Origin of the sequence: Thioalkalivibrio paradoxus ARh 1 (assembly GCF_000227685.2) — a bacterium.
Lineage (GTDB): Bacteria > Pseudomonadota > Gammaproteobacteria > Ectothiorhodospirales > Ectothiorhodospiraceae > Thioalkalivibrio > Thioalkalivibrio paradoxus.
In genome coordinates this window covers 2,634,756-2,647,282 of the sequence record NZ_CP007029.1, presented here as the reverse complement: position 1 = coordinate 2,647,282, position 12,527 = coordinate 2,634,756, and the positions used below count along the sequence as shown (strand labels likewise).

Sequence of the window (12,527 nt, the reverse complement as noted above, 5' to 3'; positions counted from 1 at the left end):
CGCCGGCACGGCAACGGGTTGGCGCGTGTGTCGAGGCGCCGGGAGCCGCGGAGCCGTCGGTCCGCCGCTAGCCCTGCAGGCGAGTGGAGCGCCCGTTGTAGATCGGCCCTCCGCACTCCACGTACCGCTGCAGCACGGCGAGGCCGTCGGCGCGCAACAGCGGGCCCTCGGTCTCGATACCTCGGCGCGCGAGTTCGTCGCGCCAATCGGGGGTCGGAGGCCCTTCGTCGAACCCGATCGCCTCGACATCGCTTCGGTCGGTCGCGAACACGAACCTGCGTACCCCGCTCCACGCGATCGCGCCGAGACACATGGTGCAGGGAGCGCTGGAGCTGATCAGCACGCAGGGCAGGGGCTCGAGGGTATGGCGGCCGAGACGCTGCTGGGCCAGCCCAAGCGCCTGGAGTTCGGCGTGCGCTGCCGAGCAGTGGCTGAGGATGGTGGTATTCACCGCGGCACTGATCCGCTCGATACCGTCCAGCCGGTAGACGGCCGCGGCGAACGGCCCGCCGCAGCCGCGTTCCACGTTCGCGCGCGCGATGGCGACGACCTCCGCCATGCGTGCGCGATCCTCCGGTTCCGGCGGCGGCTGCATCAGCCAGTCTGCCAGCCAGTCAGGCTGGGGCAGGTGCAGTGTCGTATGCGTACTGCTCATGGGGCAAGCGTACCTGGGATCGGCCGCCGGGGCATCCCCAGCCGTGGCAGTCACATTCCGCTGCGCGAGCGTTAGCCTGCTGCCGTTGCAACAGGCTCGCGTGTGTCGGATCCGACCGGGCCACGGGCGCGACTTCGGGGTCCGCCCCGGCTCAGGCCGACGCCTGCTGTACCAGCGCGCGTGCCTGGGCTTTCATCAGGTCGACGATTGCATAGACCCCGACATGCCGGTTCGGAGACAAGTGATCGTCGAGCTGCAGGCGTTCGAAGAATTCGTCGACGTCGAGTTCCTCGATCTCCTCGACGCGGCGACCGTCGGCGATCTGGATCAGCAGCGTCAGCACGCCCTTGATGATCGAGGTGTCGCAGTCGCCGTGGTAGCGGATGCGCTGCCCCTGATCCGCGTCGCGGTAGGCGCTCACCCATACCTGGCTCATGCAGCCTTTCACGCGATTTTCCTCGGTCCTCGCGTGTTCGGGCAGCGGCGGCAGCTTCTGGCCGAGTTCCACCAGGTACTGGTAGCGCTGGTCCCAGTCGCCCAGCAGTTCGAAGGTCTCGACCACTTCGTCCAGAGTCATCATCGGTTGGCCCGCTGTAAGAGTCTCGCCGGGGAGATGGTAGCAAGGCACCCGGACGCGGGGGCCAACCACATCGATCGCATAGTGTTTTTGCCGGTGGCGGTTTGTTCGCGCGGGACCGGTCGCTCGGGTACGACCGCTTCCCGGCCGCGCTCGCAGAGGGGCCATGCGGCGTCCGCGAGCAGGATCAGCGCCCTGACCGCGCCGCGCGCGGCTGCTTCAGTGGTGCAGAATCCCGGAATTTCCTCCTGCTGCCTGGGCCGGGACGGAATCGCGCGATCCCCCTATACTGTGCGCCATCCTGTCGGCAACCGGATTTTCGGAGGAACGGCGTATGGCGGAGTCGACACCGGCCCGGATCGGAATCGTGACCGTTTCCGACCGTGCGAGCCGCGGCGAGTACGAGGACCAGGGCGGGCCGGCGATCCGATCCTGGCTCGAATCGGCGCTGGTCTCGCCGTGGGAGCCAGTCGCGCGCGTGATTCCGGATGAGCGCGAAGGGGTGGAAGAAACGCTGGCGGACCTGGTCGACAGTGCCGGCTGCTGCCTGGTCGTGACCACCGGCGGCACCGGGCCGGCGCCGCGAGACATCACGCCGGAAGCGACGGAAGCGGTCTGCACCAAGATGCTTCCGGGCTTCGGCGAACAGATGCGGGCGGTGTCGCTGCGCCACGTGCCCACCGCGATCCTGTCCCGGCAAACCGCGGGGATCCGCGGTTGCGCGCTGATCCTGAATCTGCCGGGCAAGCCGTCGGCGATCGCCGAGTGCCTGGACGCGGTGTTTCCCGCAATCCCGTACTGCGTGGATCTGATCGGCGGCCCCTACCTGGAGACGGACCCTGTACATGTGACCGCGTTCCGGCCAGCGCATGCCCGCCGGCCGGGCTGACCCGCGCGCACTGCGTCAGAACGCAAGGGCGTTGTTCACGATCCGGTCGATCAGTTCCTCGACGTCCTGCAGCGCCTGCTGCGACGCTTCGTCATCGCCCTGCGGCAGGCGTTGATAGCCGATGTAGATCGTTCCCGGCTCCGAGGCCAGTTCATAGACCGAGATCACATACGGGCAGTAGACGATGCTGTGCGGGTCGGCTTCCATCATGCGCCGCGAGTACACCGCGCTGCAGAACTCCAGCGACTCGCCGTGCAGGTACAGGCTCTCGCCGGTGCCGATGTCGCCGCCGGTGCGGTCCAGCATCGAGGCGATATGCCCGACGTAGTTGATCACCATGCCCTCGTCGGTGATCGCGGACTCGACCATCTCGCGATAGAAGGCAAACTCTCCCTCGGTCGCATAGACGCGGCGGTCTTCGGTCTCCATCACGAGGTTCTGCGCGAACGCGGACGGCAGGCCGAGCGCCAGGCCGAGGAAGGCGGGGATAGCGAAGCGGAGCAGTGACATGGTGGGGCATCCTTTGTTGGTGGATCATTCGAAGAAGTGCCCGGCCTTGCGCAGGCGGGGCTGCCAGTAACTCGAGGCCAGCGGCTCGATCCGGACGCGTCCCTGGGACGACGGTGCATGAACGAACCGCCCCTCGCCGATAAAGACTCCGACGTGGTCGATTCGATTCCCGCGCGTGGCGAAGAACAGCACATCGCCGGGCTGCACCCGGGCCGGCGGAATCCGGCGCGCAAGATGCGCCTGCTCCGCGGTCGTCCGGGGCACATGATCGACGCCAGCCTGCCGGTAGGCACGCTGGACCAGCGCGGAGCAGTCCAGGCCGCCGTAGCGGTACGGCGCATCGAGGTGACCAAGTGCCGCGAGAACGACCTCCGACCGGGCCAGCCCGGTGTCCGTCCAGGAGGTGTCGCCCGCGGGTTCGCGTGCCGGAGTACCGGCGCAGGCCGCGACCAGGCCCACCGACAGCAGCAATATGCCCGTTGGCCCGATGGCGGTCATGGCTCAGAACGGTTCCCGCTCCCGGTAGCTGGCCGGAATGCGGAAGAGCTCAGGGCTGATCGGGTCTGTGGAGATTCCCACCAGCCGGGTGGTCACACCGTCCCGGACATCGCGTACCGACAGCGGCACCCCGTCCAGCCGCGGGATCACGTTCGAGCCCATGGCCGTCGCGATCGGTCCGCCGGCGTCGAGGGCGCGCTTGGACAGGTCGAACAATCGTTCCATCAGCGCGTTGATCGTCTCGAAGTCCACCGCAGACAGGCCGAGGGTTTCCGCGTCTGCGACGCAGGCGACGTGCTGAACCTGGCCTGCGACCAGGATCTCCTTCTCTTCGCAGCGCAGGCCTTGCTGATCCTGTTCGCGCCCGGTCGGCCGGGTCGATACCTCGACCGGGCCGGCCTCGACGCCGATGCCGAACTGATGCTCCATCTCGGCACGCGCCTCGGGCGGCAATTCCCGGATCTGGGAGCGCATGTCGTCGATCATCTGGTCCAGCGCCCGTTTCTGCGCATCGATCACGTCCTCGTTCAGCGGCATGTAGGTGCCGCTGCCGTCATCAACCACATACAGCGAGCGGTCTCCGGTATAGAACAGCATGTAGCCGGTGCTGCCGCTGCCACCGTTCACGATGTCCATGCGCGCATAGGGCGCCTTCACCAGCATCTGCGAGTGCGCGCCCTCGCTGTCGACGAAGCGCAGCACCGCGTCCGCGGACGCGGCCCCGTGAACCCAGGCCAGCAGGCTCAGGGCAGCAGTGAAAATCAGGCGTGGGAACATCCGGTGGCACTCCGTGGGAGTTCGTGAGCGGGTTCGGCATGAAGACTCCGCGGTCCAGCGCAGTTCGGGCCGGCGCCCTGGTGACTGCGCGTAAACGCCGGATCGGGCGACTCCCCCGAGCTTAGATCCCGGGCCGGCGGTTGTCACCCGCCGGCGCCGTCCTCCCGGCCGAGCAGACGCATCAGGCGCGGCCAGTCCAGTTCCCGTTCCGGGGAACTCGTCACCGTGGGTTCCGGGGAGTCCGGAGGTTCGACCTCGGCGAGCTGCCGTTCCATCACCGAAATCCCTGCATCGGAGGCGTCACGTGCGGCCTGCTGTCGGGCAGCCAGGCGCTGGTGCAGCGTGTCGGCGTCGGCCCGGCAGGCGACGACGGCGCTTGGGACATTCCGTTCCCGGGCCAGCGCTTCGAACGGGATCCGCTGCGCGCGGGTCAGGAAGGTGGCGTCGACGATCACCGTGTGGCCCTGTCCCAGCAGCCGGTCGGCCTGCGCGAGCAGATGGTCATAGACTTGGCGGATTCCTTCCGGGGTATAGAGCGCGGCCTGCTGTTCTGCGCTCGGCCGGACATCCTCGGCGACGCCGATCAGCCGCCTGCGCTCGATGTCGCTGCGCAGGCGGATCGCGCCCAACCGCTGCAGGATCTCGGTGCTGACTCGGGTTTTGCCGCTGCCGGAAACCCCGTGCATCAGGATCAGCGCAGGGCGGCCCGGACTGCGCAGCCGGTCGGCGAGCGTCAGGTACCGCTCCACCTCGCAGTCGTACTGCCGGCGTTCGTCCTCCGGTAGGTCGTCCTCGGCCGCGTGGATCGCGTGCACCTTGGCCCGAACCAGCGCGCGGTAGACCTGGTAGAACGGGATCAGCGCCAGTCCGCCGAAATCGTTCCGGTGTTCGAGGTAGGTGTTCAGCGCCTGATGCGCGTGAGCCGGCGCATCGCGCGCATGCAGGTCCATGGTCAGGAACGCGAGTTCCGAGATCACGTCGATCCAGCGCAGGCTCGGGCTGAATTCGATGGCGTCGAAGATGGCCAGGCGCTCGTGTCCCGTGTCGTCCTGTGCGTACACCATGTTGCCGAGATGCATGTCGCCGTGGCAGGCGCGGATGAACCCCCGCTGCCGGCGCGTTCGGAGTAGCGCCTCGTGCCGCGCCGCGGTCTCGCGCGTCCAGGACTCGAGCCCGCGCAGGCGTTCGGCGCGTTCTGGCCGGTCTTTGGTGCAGGGGTGCAGGGCATCGAAGTTGGCCAGCATCGGGGCCAGCACCTGTTCCGGCGTTCCATGTTCGCTCGACGCTCCGGCGCGTTCGGCCGATTCGTGAAACCGGGCGACCGTGCGCGCCAGTTCGTCCATCGCCGACACCGGGAGCCGTCCCGCGTCCAATAGGCGGTCGAGTTGCCGGTTGCGGTCGAAGCGGCGCATGTGCACCGCGTATTCCAGGGTCGGCCCGTCGCCCTGGATCGCCGGCGAGTCTGGCGTGCCGCGGATTTCTGCGAGGTCCAGGTAGATCCCCGGCGCCAACACCCGGTTGATCTCGAGTTCGGCCTGGCAGTAGCGCCTGCGCGCCTGCAGCTCGGTGAAATCGAGAAACCCCAGATCTAGCGGCTTCTTGATCTTGTAGGCGTGGTCGCCGGCCAGCAGCACCGTCGAGATATGGGTCTCGATGCGCTCGACCGAGTCGGCGGGATGGGGGAAGCGGGCAGGCTCGGAGAGGATCTCGAGCATGTGCCGCTGACGTTCGAGCGGATCCATCGGAACCTCGCGCTGGGGTGCCGGAAAGGCAGAAATGCGGAGTGGCGCCTGAACGACGCATGCGGCTCAGGTTACCATTGAGCTTTGCTCGAATCGAACACCATGACGCGCAGACGCCGCTCCCGCCCCGCCTCCCGCTCGCGCATCCGCCGGATGCTCGGGGCCGTTCTCTGGTTCAGTCTCGGCCTGCTGCTGGTCCTCGGGGCCATCGGCGTGTGGTATGTGCAGCAGCTGGACCAGGAAATCCAGGCGCGTTTCGAGGGCAAGCGCTGGGCGCTTCCGGCGCGCGTGTTCGCGCGCCCGCTCGAATTGTACGCAGGGCGGCCGTTGACCCCGGAACTGCTGCGTCTGGAACTCGAAGCGTTGCATTACCGGGAAGATGGCAGCGGTCCCGGGAGCTTCGCGGTCAATGGCGGCACGGTCACCCTGACCACCCGCCCGTTCGTGTTCAGCGACGGCCGCGAACCGGCGCGGTCGGTCCGATTGCGCATCGGCGACGGCAGGATCGGGGAAGTGCGGGACCGGCAATCCGGCGGCACGGTCGATCTGATGCGGGTTGAGCCGATGCTGATCGGCAGTATCTTTCCCACCCACGGCGAGGACCGTGTACTAGTCACGCTCGATGAGGTTCCGCCCGGACTGGTTGCCGCGCTGCTGGCGACCGAGGACCGGCGCTTTCTCTCGCACCGGGGAGTCGATCCGATCGGGATCGCGCGGGCCGCCTGGGCGAACCTGCGTGCGGGCCGCACCGTGCAGGGGGGCAGCACGCTGACCCAGCAGCTGGTGAAGAACTTCTACCTGACGCACGACCAGACGCTGCGCCGCAAAGGGGTCGAGGCGGTGATGGCGGTGTTGCTGGAATACCGCTATTCCAAGGAGGAGATCCTCGAGGCGTATTTGAACGAGGTTTTCCTGGGCCAGTCGGGTGCCCGCGCGATCCACGGTTTCGGCCTGGCAGCCGAGTTCTATTTCCAGCGCCCGTTGCGCGAGCTCGAGCTCGACCAGTTGGCGTTGCTGGTGGGGCTGGCACGCGGTGCCAGCTATTACGATCCGCGCCGTTTCCCGGAACGCGCGCTGGCGCGCCGCAACGGCGTGCTCGACCGGATGCAGCGCGAGCGGCTGGCGCCGCCGGCGCAGGTGCAGGAAGCGCGCGCGCGCCCGCTCGGGGTTTCGCCCCAGGTCCCGCGCGGCGACAGCCGCTTCCCGGCCTTCGTCGACCTGGTGCGCCGCCAGCTGCGCGACGAATACCGCGAGGAGGATCTGCGCAGCGAGGGGCTGCGGATCTTCACGACGCTGGACCCGGGCGCGCAGCTCACGCTGGAACGCCAGATCGTCGAGGGCCTCGAGCAGGTCACCGCGAACCGCGACATCAGCGAACCGCTGCAGGTGGCGGCGGTACTGACCGATCCGCTGGCCGGGGAAGTGCTGGCGCTGGTCGGGGACCGCGATCCCCGGTTCCCTGGCTTCAACCGCGCGGTCGACGCGAAGCGGCCGATCGGCTCGCTGGTGAAGCCCTTCGTCTACCTGGCGGCACTCTCGGATCCCGAGCACTACAGTCTGGCGACGCTGCTGGACGATAGCCCGCTGACGCTGCAAATGCCGCATGGCGAACCGTGGTCGCCGCAGAACTTCAACCGCCGGTTTCACGGCCAGGTGACGGCCTGGGAGGCACTGGTTCAGTCGTACAATGTCGCGTCCGTGCGGCTGGGCCTGCAGATCGGGATCCCCCAGGTCGTTCGGCTGCTGCAGACGCTCGGTCTCGAACGCGACCCGGCGCCGTTGCCCTCGCTGGCGCTCGGCGCACTCGACCTGTCGCCGCTGGAGGTGGCAACGCTGTACCAGGCGCTGGCCAACGGCGGGTATGCAACCCGCAGCCGGGCGATTCGCGACGTGCTCGACGCCGGCAATCAGGAACTCTCGCATTACAGCCTGGAATTGCGCGGGGCGGTTCCCGACGGTGCGGTGCAGGTCGTCAACCACGCGCTGCACGACGTGACCACCCGGGGAACCGGGCAACGCATCGGGCAGCGGCTGCCCGGTCGGGTGCTCGCGGGCAAGACCGGCAGCTCGAGCGACCTTCGGGACAGCTGGTTCGCGGGCTTCGACGATCGGCATCTGCTGGTCGTCTGGGTCGGCCTGGACGACAATCGTCCGACTGGCCTGACCGGCGCCACGGGCGCGGTGCCGCTGTGGATACGCAGCATGGCGGCACTGCCCGGTGGCTCGCTGAGCCTGGGGCACCACCCCGAGATCCGGCTGCAAGAGGTCGACCGGCGCTCGGGACTGCGCACCGAGACCGAAGCCTGCCCGGACCGGGTCCGGTTGCCGTTCTGGCGCGACTCGGCGCCCCGGACGCGGGCGAGCTGTGATCTGCAGAGCGGTTCCTACAACGACGGGGCGTCCGGATGGCGCCAGAGGTGAAACCAATGAGGCAACGGCAGCAACGCAGTGGTCGAATCGTTGGCAGCGCTACCCCGATCCTGTGGGTACTGGCCGCACTGCTGCTGGGCGCCTGTGCGGTCCCTGCGCCGCGCACCAGCCTGCCGCCCCCGTCGGCACCGATGCCCGCACCGCCGCCGGTGGTGGTCGAGGAGGTGCAGCCGCCGGAGCCGGAGGCGGCGCCTGTGCCCGAACCGGAGCCTTCGCCACCCGTCACCGCGCCGGCGGCATTGACGCTTGCCGCCCAGTCGGACGAGGCGCGTGCGGCAGGGGATCTGCGGCTTGCCGGCCTGCGGCTGGAGCGCGCATTGCGAATCGCCCCTCGCGATCCGGATCTCTGGAGCCGGCTGGCGCGGGTACGACTCGAACAGGGCGAGTTCGTGCAGGCCGAGCGGATGGCACACCGATCCCTGCAGCTGGGTTCCGGGGATCGCGCGCAGGCCCTGGCGAACTGGCGCATCATCGCCGGCGCCCGCGAGGGGATGGGCGACACCGACGGCGCACGCCGGGCGATGGACGAGGTGCGCCGTCTGGAGTCGGAGGTTGGCTGAGCGCGAGGCGATGCCCGAACGGGCGCGCGACGCCCTGCGGCCGGAGGGCATCCTGGCCCGTGCCGTCACCGGGTTCCAGCCGCGGGTGCAGCAGCAGGTGATGGCCGCGGCCGTCGCAGAGGTGCTGGAGCAGCCCCGGTCGGCGCTGCTGATCGAGGCGGCGACCGGCGTCGGCAAGACCTACGCCTACCTGGTGCCGGCGTTGCTGTCGCAGCGGCGGATCCTGATCTCCACGGGCACCAAGACGCTGCAGGACCAGTTGTTCGAAAAGGATCTGCCGGTCGTGTGTCAGGCGCTGAACCGGCATCCGAAGGCGGCGCTGCTGAAGGGGCGGTCGAACTACCTGTGTCATTATCGTCTCGACGCGGCGGCCGGCGACGGCGCTGGCGGCCGGCAGGGGCCGATCCTCGAGGCGCTGCAGCGGTTCGCGCGCCGATCGGCCGATGGCGACCTGACCCAGGCCGAGATCCTGGCCGAGAATGCCCCGCTGTGGTCACAGGTGACGTCGACGGTCGACAACTGCCTGGGTCACGAGTGTCCGCGCCTGAACGAATGCTTCGTGGTGCGCGCGCGGCGTCGCGCGCAGGACGCGGACGTGATCGTGGTGAACCACCATCTGCTGCTGGCGGACATGGCCCTGAAGGACGAAGGGTTCGGAGAATTGCTGCCGCAGGCCGATGCCGTGATCGTCGACGAGGCGCATCAGCTGCCGGAGATCGCCGGGGCCTTTTTCGGACTGGCGCTGGGTACGCGGGCGCTGCGCGATCTGGGCCGGGATATCGTGCGCGACTTCGAGCGCGAGGCCCCGGATCTGGCCGACCTGCGCGAACCGGTGGCGTCGCTGCAGGAGGCGGTCGCGGGCCTGCTTGAGTGCTCCCGGGACTGGCCGGCCCGAGCGGCCTGGAGCGAGATATCGGGTGGCTCCGAGGTGGCGGCGGCGCTGTCCCGGCTCGACGAGGCGCTGGAGCAGCTCGGAACCGATCTCGCCGCAGCCGCGGGGCGCACACCCGGTCTCGATCAGGCTCGGGCGCGATGCCTGACGCTGCGATCGCGTTTGCAGGAATGGCGCGCGGACGACACCGAAACCGTTGCCTGGGTCGAGCGCTTCCGGCAGAGCCTGATCCTGCACCGGACCCCCCTCGATGCCGCGCGGCCGCTGGCGCAGCAGCGTGAGGCCTGCCCGGCGAGTTGGGTGTTCACGTCCGCGACGCTTGCGATCGGCGACGACTTCAATCATGCGGCCCGGCGACTCGGGTTGCCGGCAGATGTGCGCACCGAACGTCTGGACAGCCCGTTCGACTTCTCCCGCCAGGCCTGCCTGGTGCTGCCCGAACGACCGCTGCCCAATCCGAACAGCCCGGGGTATACCCGCGCGTGCATCGACTGGGCCTGGCCGTTGGTCGAGGGCAGTCCAGGCGGCGGGTTCTTTCTGTTCACCAGCCACCGTGCGTTGCAGGAGGCCGCCGGCCTGCTGCGCGACCGGTTGCCGTCCGAACGGGTGCTGCTGGTGCAGGGCGAGCAGCCGCGGGCCGAACTGCTGGCGCGGTTCCGGGCGTCCGGCCAAGCCTGGCTGCTCGGCGCGCAGAGTTTCTGGGAGGGGGTCGACATCCGCGGCGACGCATTGTCGACGGTGATCATCGACCGGCTGCCCTTCGCGGCCCCGAACGACCCGGTGCTGCAGGCGCGGGTCGCGACCATCGAGGCAGCGGGCGGCAGTGCGTTCATGGATTTCCAGCTGCCCCAGGCCGTGCTGGCGCTGAAGCAGGGCGCGGGGCGGCTGATCCGCGACGCCCAGGACTCGGGGATCCTGGCGCTGTGCGATCCGCGCATCCTGCAGAAACCCTACGGCCGACGCTTTTTCGACGGGCTGCCCGCATTCCACCAGACGCGGGATCCGCTGCAGGCACTGGCGTTCCTGCGCGCAGCGCGGGAACGCAGCAGGGAGCCGGCCGCATGCGCCTGATTGCGCTGGAGACCGCGACCGAGGCCTGTTCGGCGGCGCTGTGGCTCGACGGCGACCTGCGCTGGCATCGGGAACTGGCCGCCGCGCGACGGCACGGGGAACTGATCCTGGATCAGGTCGACCGTCTGCTGGCCGAGGCGGGCCTGGTGCCGGCGCAGCTCGATGCGGTTGCGGTGGGGCGCGGGCCCGGGGCCTTCACCGGAGTGCGCCTGGGCCTCGGGGTTGCACAGGGCCTTGCGTTCGCGGTCGACCGGCCGGTGGTGCCGGTGTCCACGCTCGCGGCGCTGGCACAGCAGGGCGCCGACCGCGGTGCACAGGAGATCCTGGCGCTGCTGGACGCTCGGATGGGGGAGGTCTACTGGGCGTTGCTGGCGGTCGGACCGGACGGCCTCGTGGAGCCGGGCGACGAAGCGATCGATGCGCCGGAGCGGGTCCGGGTCTGCTGGAGCCGGGGCCGGCGCATGGCACTGGGCAGCGGGGCAGCGCTGTGTGTGGAGCATTTGCGGGATCAGGGGCTTGCCGATGCCGACATCGATCCTGCCGCGCTGCCCTGCGCCCGGGAGGTCGCGTTGCTGGGCGCAGCGGCGTACGCCCGGGGCGAATTCGTGACTGCCGAGCAAGCGCAGCCGGTATATCTGCGCGACCGGGTCGCGGAGCCGAAGGCCGCCAGGGTCCCTGGCGGTACGGAACGCGCCGGATGAGCGGGGGCGAGTCAGACGGACCCGTGTATCCGTGGGGGCTGCCGCTGCAGGCGCGTATCAAGACCTGCCCGGAGGATTTCGTGGTCGACGAGATCCCGGCGACGCAGCCCTCGGGCGAGGGCACGCATGTCTGGCTGCAGATACGCAAGCGGGGCCGGAACACCGAGGACGTGGCCGAGTGGCTGGCACGGGCCGCCGGTGCCGCGCGCGTCGCGGTCGGGTATGCCGGGCGCAAGGATCGCCATGCCATCACCACCCAGTGGTTCAGCGTCGACCTGGCCGGGCGACAGGAGCCGGACTGGAACGGCGCGGTTCCGGATGGAGTGGAGATCCTCGATCGCCGGCGCCATGCGCGCAAGCTGAAGACGGGCCATCTGCGAGGCAATCGCTTCTGGCTGCGGCTGCGCGACGTCCGGGGCGACAGGCAGGCCGCGGACGCGCTGCTCGGGCGAATCCGCGATCGCGGGCTGCCGGCCTATTTCGGCGAGCAGCGCTTCGGGCATGCCAATCTGGAACGCGCGCGGGCCTGGTTCGCCGGGCGGATGCGCCCGCGCAGCCGCAACCAGCGCGGGCTCTACCTGTCGGCGGCGCGAGCGGCGATCTTCAACGAGGTGCTGCGCCGGCGGGTCCGCGAGGGAACCTGGGACCGGCTGCTTTCCGGGGAGCTGGCAAACCTCGACGGGCGGGGCAGCGTGTTCCCGGTGCCGGAGATCGACGTGGATCTGGAGGCACGCTGCGCGCAGCTCGAGATCCACCCGACGGGGCCTCTTTGGGGCCGGGGCGGGTCGGGCAGCGCTGGCGAGGCGCTGGTGCTGGAACGCGAGGTGGCCGGCGCACTCGGGGAACTCGCCGCCGGCCTCGAACGCGAGGGTGTCGATCCGGCCCGCCGGCCGTTGCGGCTGCGGCCCCGTACGCTGGCGTGGGTCTGGCAGGCGCCCGACATGCTGCAGCTGGAAATCGAGCTGGGTCCCGGCGAATACGCCACCGGCGTCGCGGAAGCGATTGCGCGACTCAGCGAAACCGGCCACCTCGGGCCGGCGCGCTGATCGCTCTCGTCCCCATGCCGCAAAGTTCGCGTGAAAATACGGCCACGGAAGCACACGGAAGGCACGGACAAGGGCCGAAAGGCGTTCTTTGCCACGGATGAACACGGATGTTTCTTGGTTGAAACCCTATCCGTGTTCATCCGTGGCTAACCTTTTTCATCGTTCGGGGTGGCCCGGAG

Annotated in this window: 12 protein-coding genes; 6 read left to right on the top strand and 6 right to left on the bottom strand. The window is 69.3% G+C overall.

All coding sequences use genetic code 11. From position 1 onward, the window contains the following. Nucleotides 1-67: 67 nt before the first annotated feature. A complete protein-coding gene (locus THITH_RS11910; RefSeq protein WP_006748358.1) occupies nucleotides 68-655 on the bottom strand; it encodes a nucleoside deaminase in 588 nt (195 codons plus the stop codon). A gap of 151 nt (nucleotides 656-806) precedes the next feature. Beyond that, entirely contained in the window at nucleotides 807-1,235 is a 429-nt protein-coding gene (locus THITH_RS11905) for a SufE family protein (protein WP_006748357.1), read from the bottom strand. Nucleotides 1,236-1,566: 331 nt separating this feature from the next. On the opposite strand from THITH_RS11905, the gene mog reads away from it, so the two are divergent. Next, nucleotides 1,567-2,121 carry a molybdopterin adenylyltransferase gene (mog, locus tag THITH_RS11900; RefSeq protein WP_006748356.1) on the top strand — a complete coding sequence of 185 codons (555 nt, stop codon included), beginning with the start codon at nucleotides 1,567-1,569 and terminating at the stop codon, nucleotides 2,119-2,121. A gap of 15 nt (nucleotides 2,122-2,136) precedes the next feature. On the opposite strand, the gene THITH_RS11895 is transcribed toward mog, so the two are convergent. The 4 genes from THITH_RS11895 to THITH_RS11880 all read right to left on the bottom strand — a co-directional run bounded on the left by THITH_RS11895 (nucleotide 2,137) and on the right by THITH_RS11880 (nucleotide 5,648). Continuing rightward, the gene (locus THITH_RS11895) at nucleotides 2,137-2,631 is read right to left on the bottom strand and encodes a DUF302 domain-containing protein (RefSeq protein ID WP_006748355.1); all 495 of its coding nucleotides are present in this window, start codon (nucleotides 2,629-2,631) and stop codon (nucleotides 2,137-2,139) included. Between the two features lie 24 nt (nucleotides 2,632-2,655). After that, nucleotides 2,656-3,129, bottom strand: a complete 474-nt coding sequence (locus THITH_RS11890) for a C40 family peptidase (RefSeq protein WP_006748354.1) — start codon at nucleotides 3,127-3,129, stop codon at nucleotides 2,656-2,658. Nucleotides 3,130-3,132: 3 nt separating this feature from the next. Then, nucleotides 3,133-3,906 carry a hypothetical protein gene (locus THITH_RS11885; RefSeq protein ID WP_006748353.1) on the bottom strand — a complete coding sequence of 258 codons (774 nt, stop codon included), beginning with the start codon at nucleotides 3,904-3,906 and terminating at the stop codon, nucleotides 3,133-3,135. 143 nt (nucleotides 3,907-4,049) lie between these two features. Beyond that, a complete protein-coding gene (locus THITH_RS11880; RefSeq protein WP_006748352.1) occupies nucleotides 4,050-5,648 on the bottom strand; it encodes a bifunctional aminoglycoside phosphotransferase/ATP-binding protein in 1,599 nt (532 codons plus the stop codon). 102 nt (nucleotides 5,649-5,750) lie between these two features. On the opposite strand from THITH_RS11880, the gene mrcB reads away from it, so the two are divergent. Genes mrcB through truD form a run of 5 tightly spaced genes read left to right on the top strand, consistent with a single transcriptional unit; the run spans nucleotide 5,751 to nucleotide 12,348 of the window. Then, the gene (gene mrcB / locus THITH_RS11875; RefSeq protein ID WP_041483814.1) at nucleotides 5,751-8,069 is read left to right on the top strand and encodes a penicillin-binding protein 1B; all 2,319 of its coding nucleotides are present in this window, start codon (nucleotides 5,751-5,753) and stop codon (nucleotides 8,067-8,069) included. Nucleotides 8,070-8,074: 5 nt separating this feature from the next. Further along, nucleotides 8,075-8,638 (top strand): tetratricopeptide repeat protein, encoded by a 564-nt coding sequence (locus tag THITH_RS11870; RefSeq protein WP_006748350.1) that lies wholly within the window; start codon nucleotides 8,075-8,077, stop codon nucleotides 8,636-8,638. Between the two features lie 10 nt (nucleotides 8,639-8,648). Beyond that, a complete protein-coding gene (locus tag THITH_RS11865; RefSeq protein WP_006748349.1) occupies nucleotides 8,649-10,601 on the top strand; it encodes an ATP-dependent DNA helicase in 1,953 nt (650 codons plus the stop codon). Beyond that, nucleotides 10,592-11,302 carry a tRNA (adenosine(37)-N6)-threonylcarbamoyltransferase complex dimerization subunit type 1 TsaB gene (gene tsaB / locus THITH_RS11860; RefSeq protein ID WP_006748348.1) on the top strand — a complete coding sequence of 237 codons (711 nt, stop codon included), beginning with the start codon at nucleotides 10,592-10,594 and terminating at the stop codon, nucleotides 11,300-11,302. Before THITH_RS11865 ends, tsaB begins: the two co-directional genes overlap by 10 nt. Then, a complete protein-coding gene (truD, locus tag THITH_RS11855) occupies nucleotides 11,299-12,348 on the top strand; it encodes a tRNA pseudouridine(13) synthase TruD (RefSeq protein WP_006748347.1) in 1,050 nt (349 codons plus the stop codon). The genes tsaB and truD overlap by 4 nt, the downstream gene beginning before the upstream one ends. Nucleotides 12,349-12,527: the final 179 nt, after the last annotated feature.

What these genes read in the sequence shown, in the direction of transcription:
- THITH_RS11910 (WP_006748358.1), bottom strand. Translation starts at nt 655, where the DNA reads ATGAGCAGTACGCATACGACACTGCACCTGCCCCAGCCTGACTGGCTG.
- THITH_RS11905 (WP_006748357.1), bottom strand. Translation starts at nt 1,235, where the DNA reads ATGATGACTCTGGACGAAGTGGTCGAGACCTTCGAACTGCTGGGCGAC.
- mog (WP_006748356.1), top strand. Translation starts at nt 1,567, where the DNA reads ATGGCGGAGTCGACACCGGCCCGGATCGGAATCGTGACCGTTTCCGAC.
- THITH_RS11895 (WP_006748355.1), bottom strand. Translation starts at nt 2,631, where the DNA reads ATGTCACTGCTCCGCTTCGCTATCCCCGCCTTCCTCGGCCTGGCGCTC.
- THITH_RS11890 (WP_006748354.1), bottom strand. Translation starts at nt 3,129, where the DNA reads ATGACCGCCATCGGGCCAACGGGCATATTGCTGCTGTCGGTGGGCCTG.
- THITH_RS11885 (WP_006748353.1), bottom strand. Translation starts at nt 3,906, where the DNA reads ATGTTCCCACGCCTGATTTTCACTGCTGCCCTGAGCCTGCTGGCCTGG.
- THITH_RS11880 (WP_006748352.1), bottom strand. Translation starts at nt 5,648, where the DNA reads ATGGATCCGCTCGAACGTCAGCGGCACATGCTCGAGATCCTCTCCGAG.
- mrcB (WP_041483814.1), top strand. Translation starts at nt 5,751, where the DNA reads ATGACGCGCAGACGCCGCTCCCGCCCCGCCTCCCGCTCGCGCATCCGC.
- THITH_RS11870 (WP_006748350.1), top strand. Translation starts at nt 8,075, where the DNA reads ATGAGGCAACGGCAGCAACGCAGTGGTCGAATCGTTGGCAGCGCTACC.
- THITH_RS11865 (WP_006748349.1), top strand. Translation starts at nt 8,649, where the DNA reads ATGCCCGAACGGGCGCGCGACGCCCTGCGGCCGGAGGGCATCCTGGCC.
- tsaB (WP_006748348.1), top strand. Translation starts at nt 10,592, where the DNA reads ATGCGCCTGATTGCGCTGGAGACCGCGACCGAGGCCTGTTCGGCGGCG.
- truD (WP_006748347.1), top strand. Translation starts at nt 11,299, where the DNA reads ATGAGCGGGGGCGAGTCAGACGGACCCGTGTATCCGTGGGGGCTGCCG.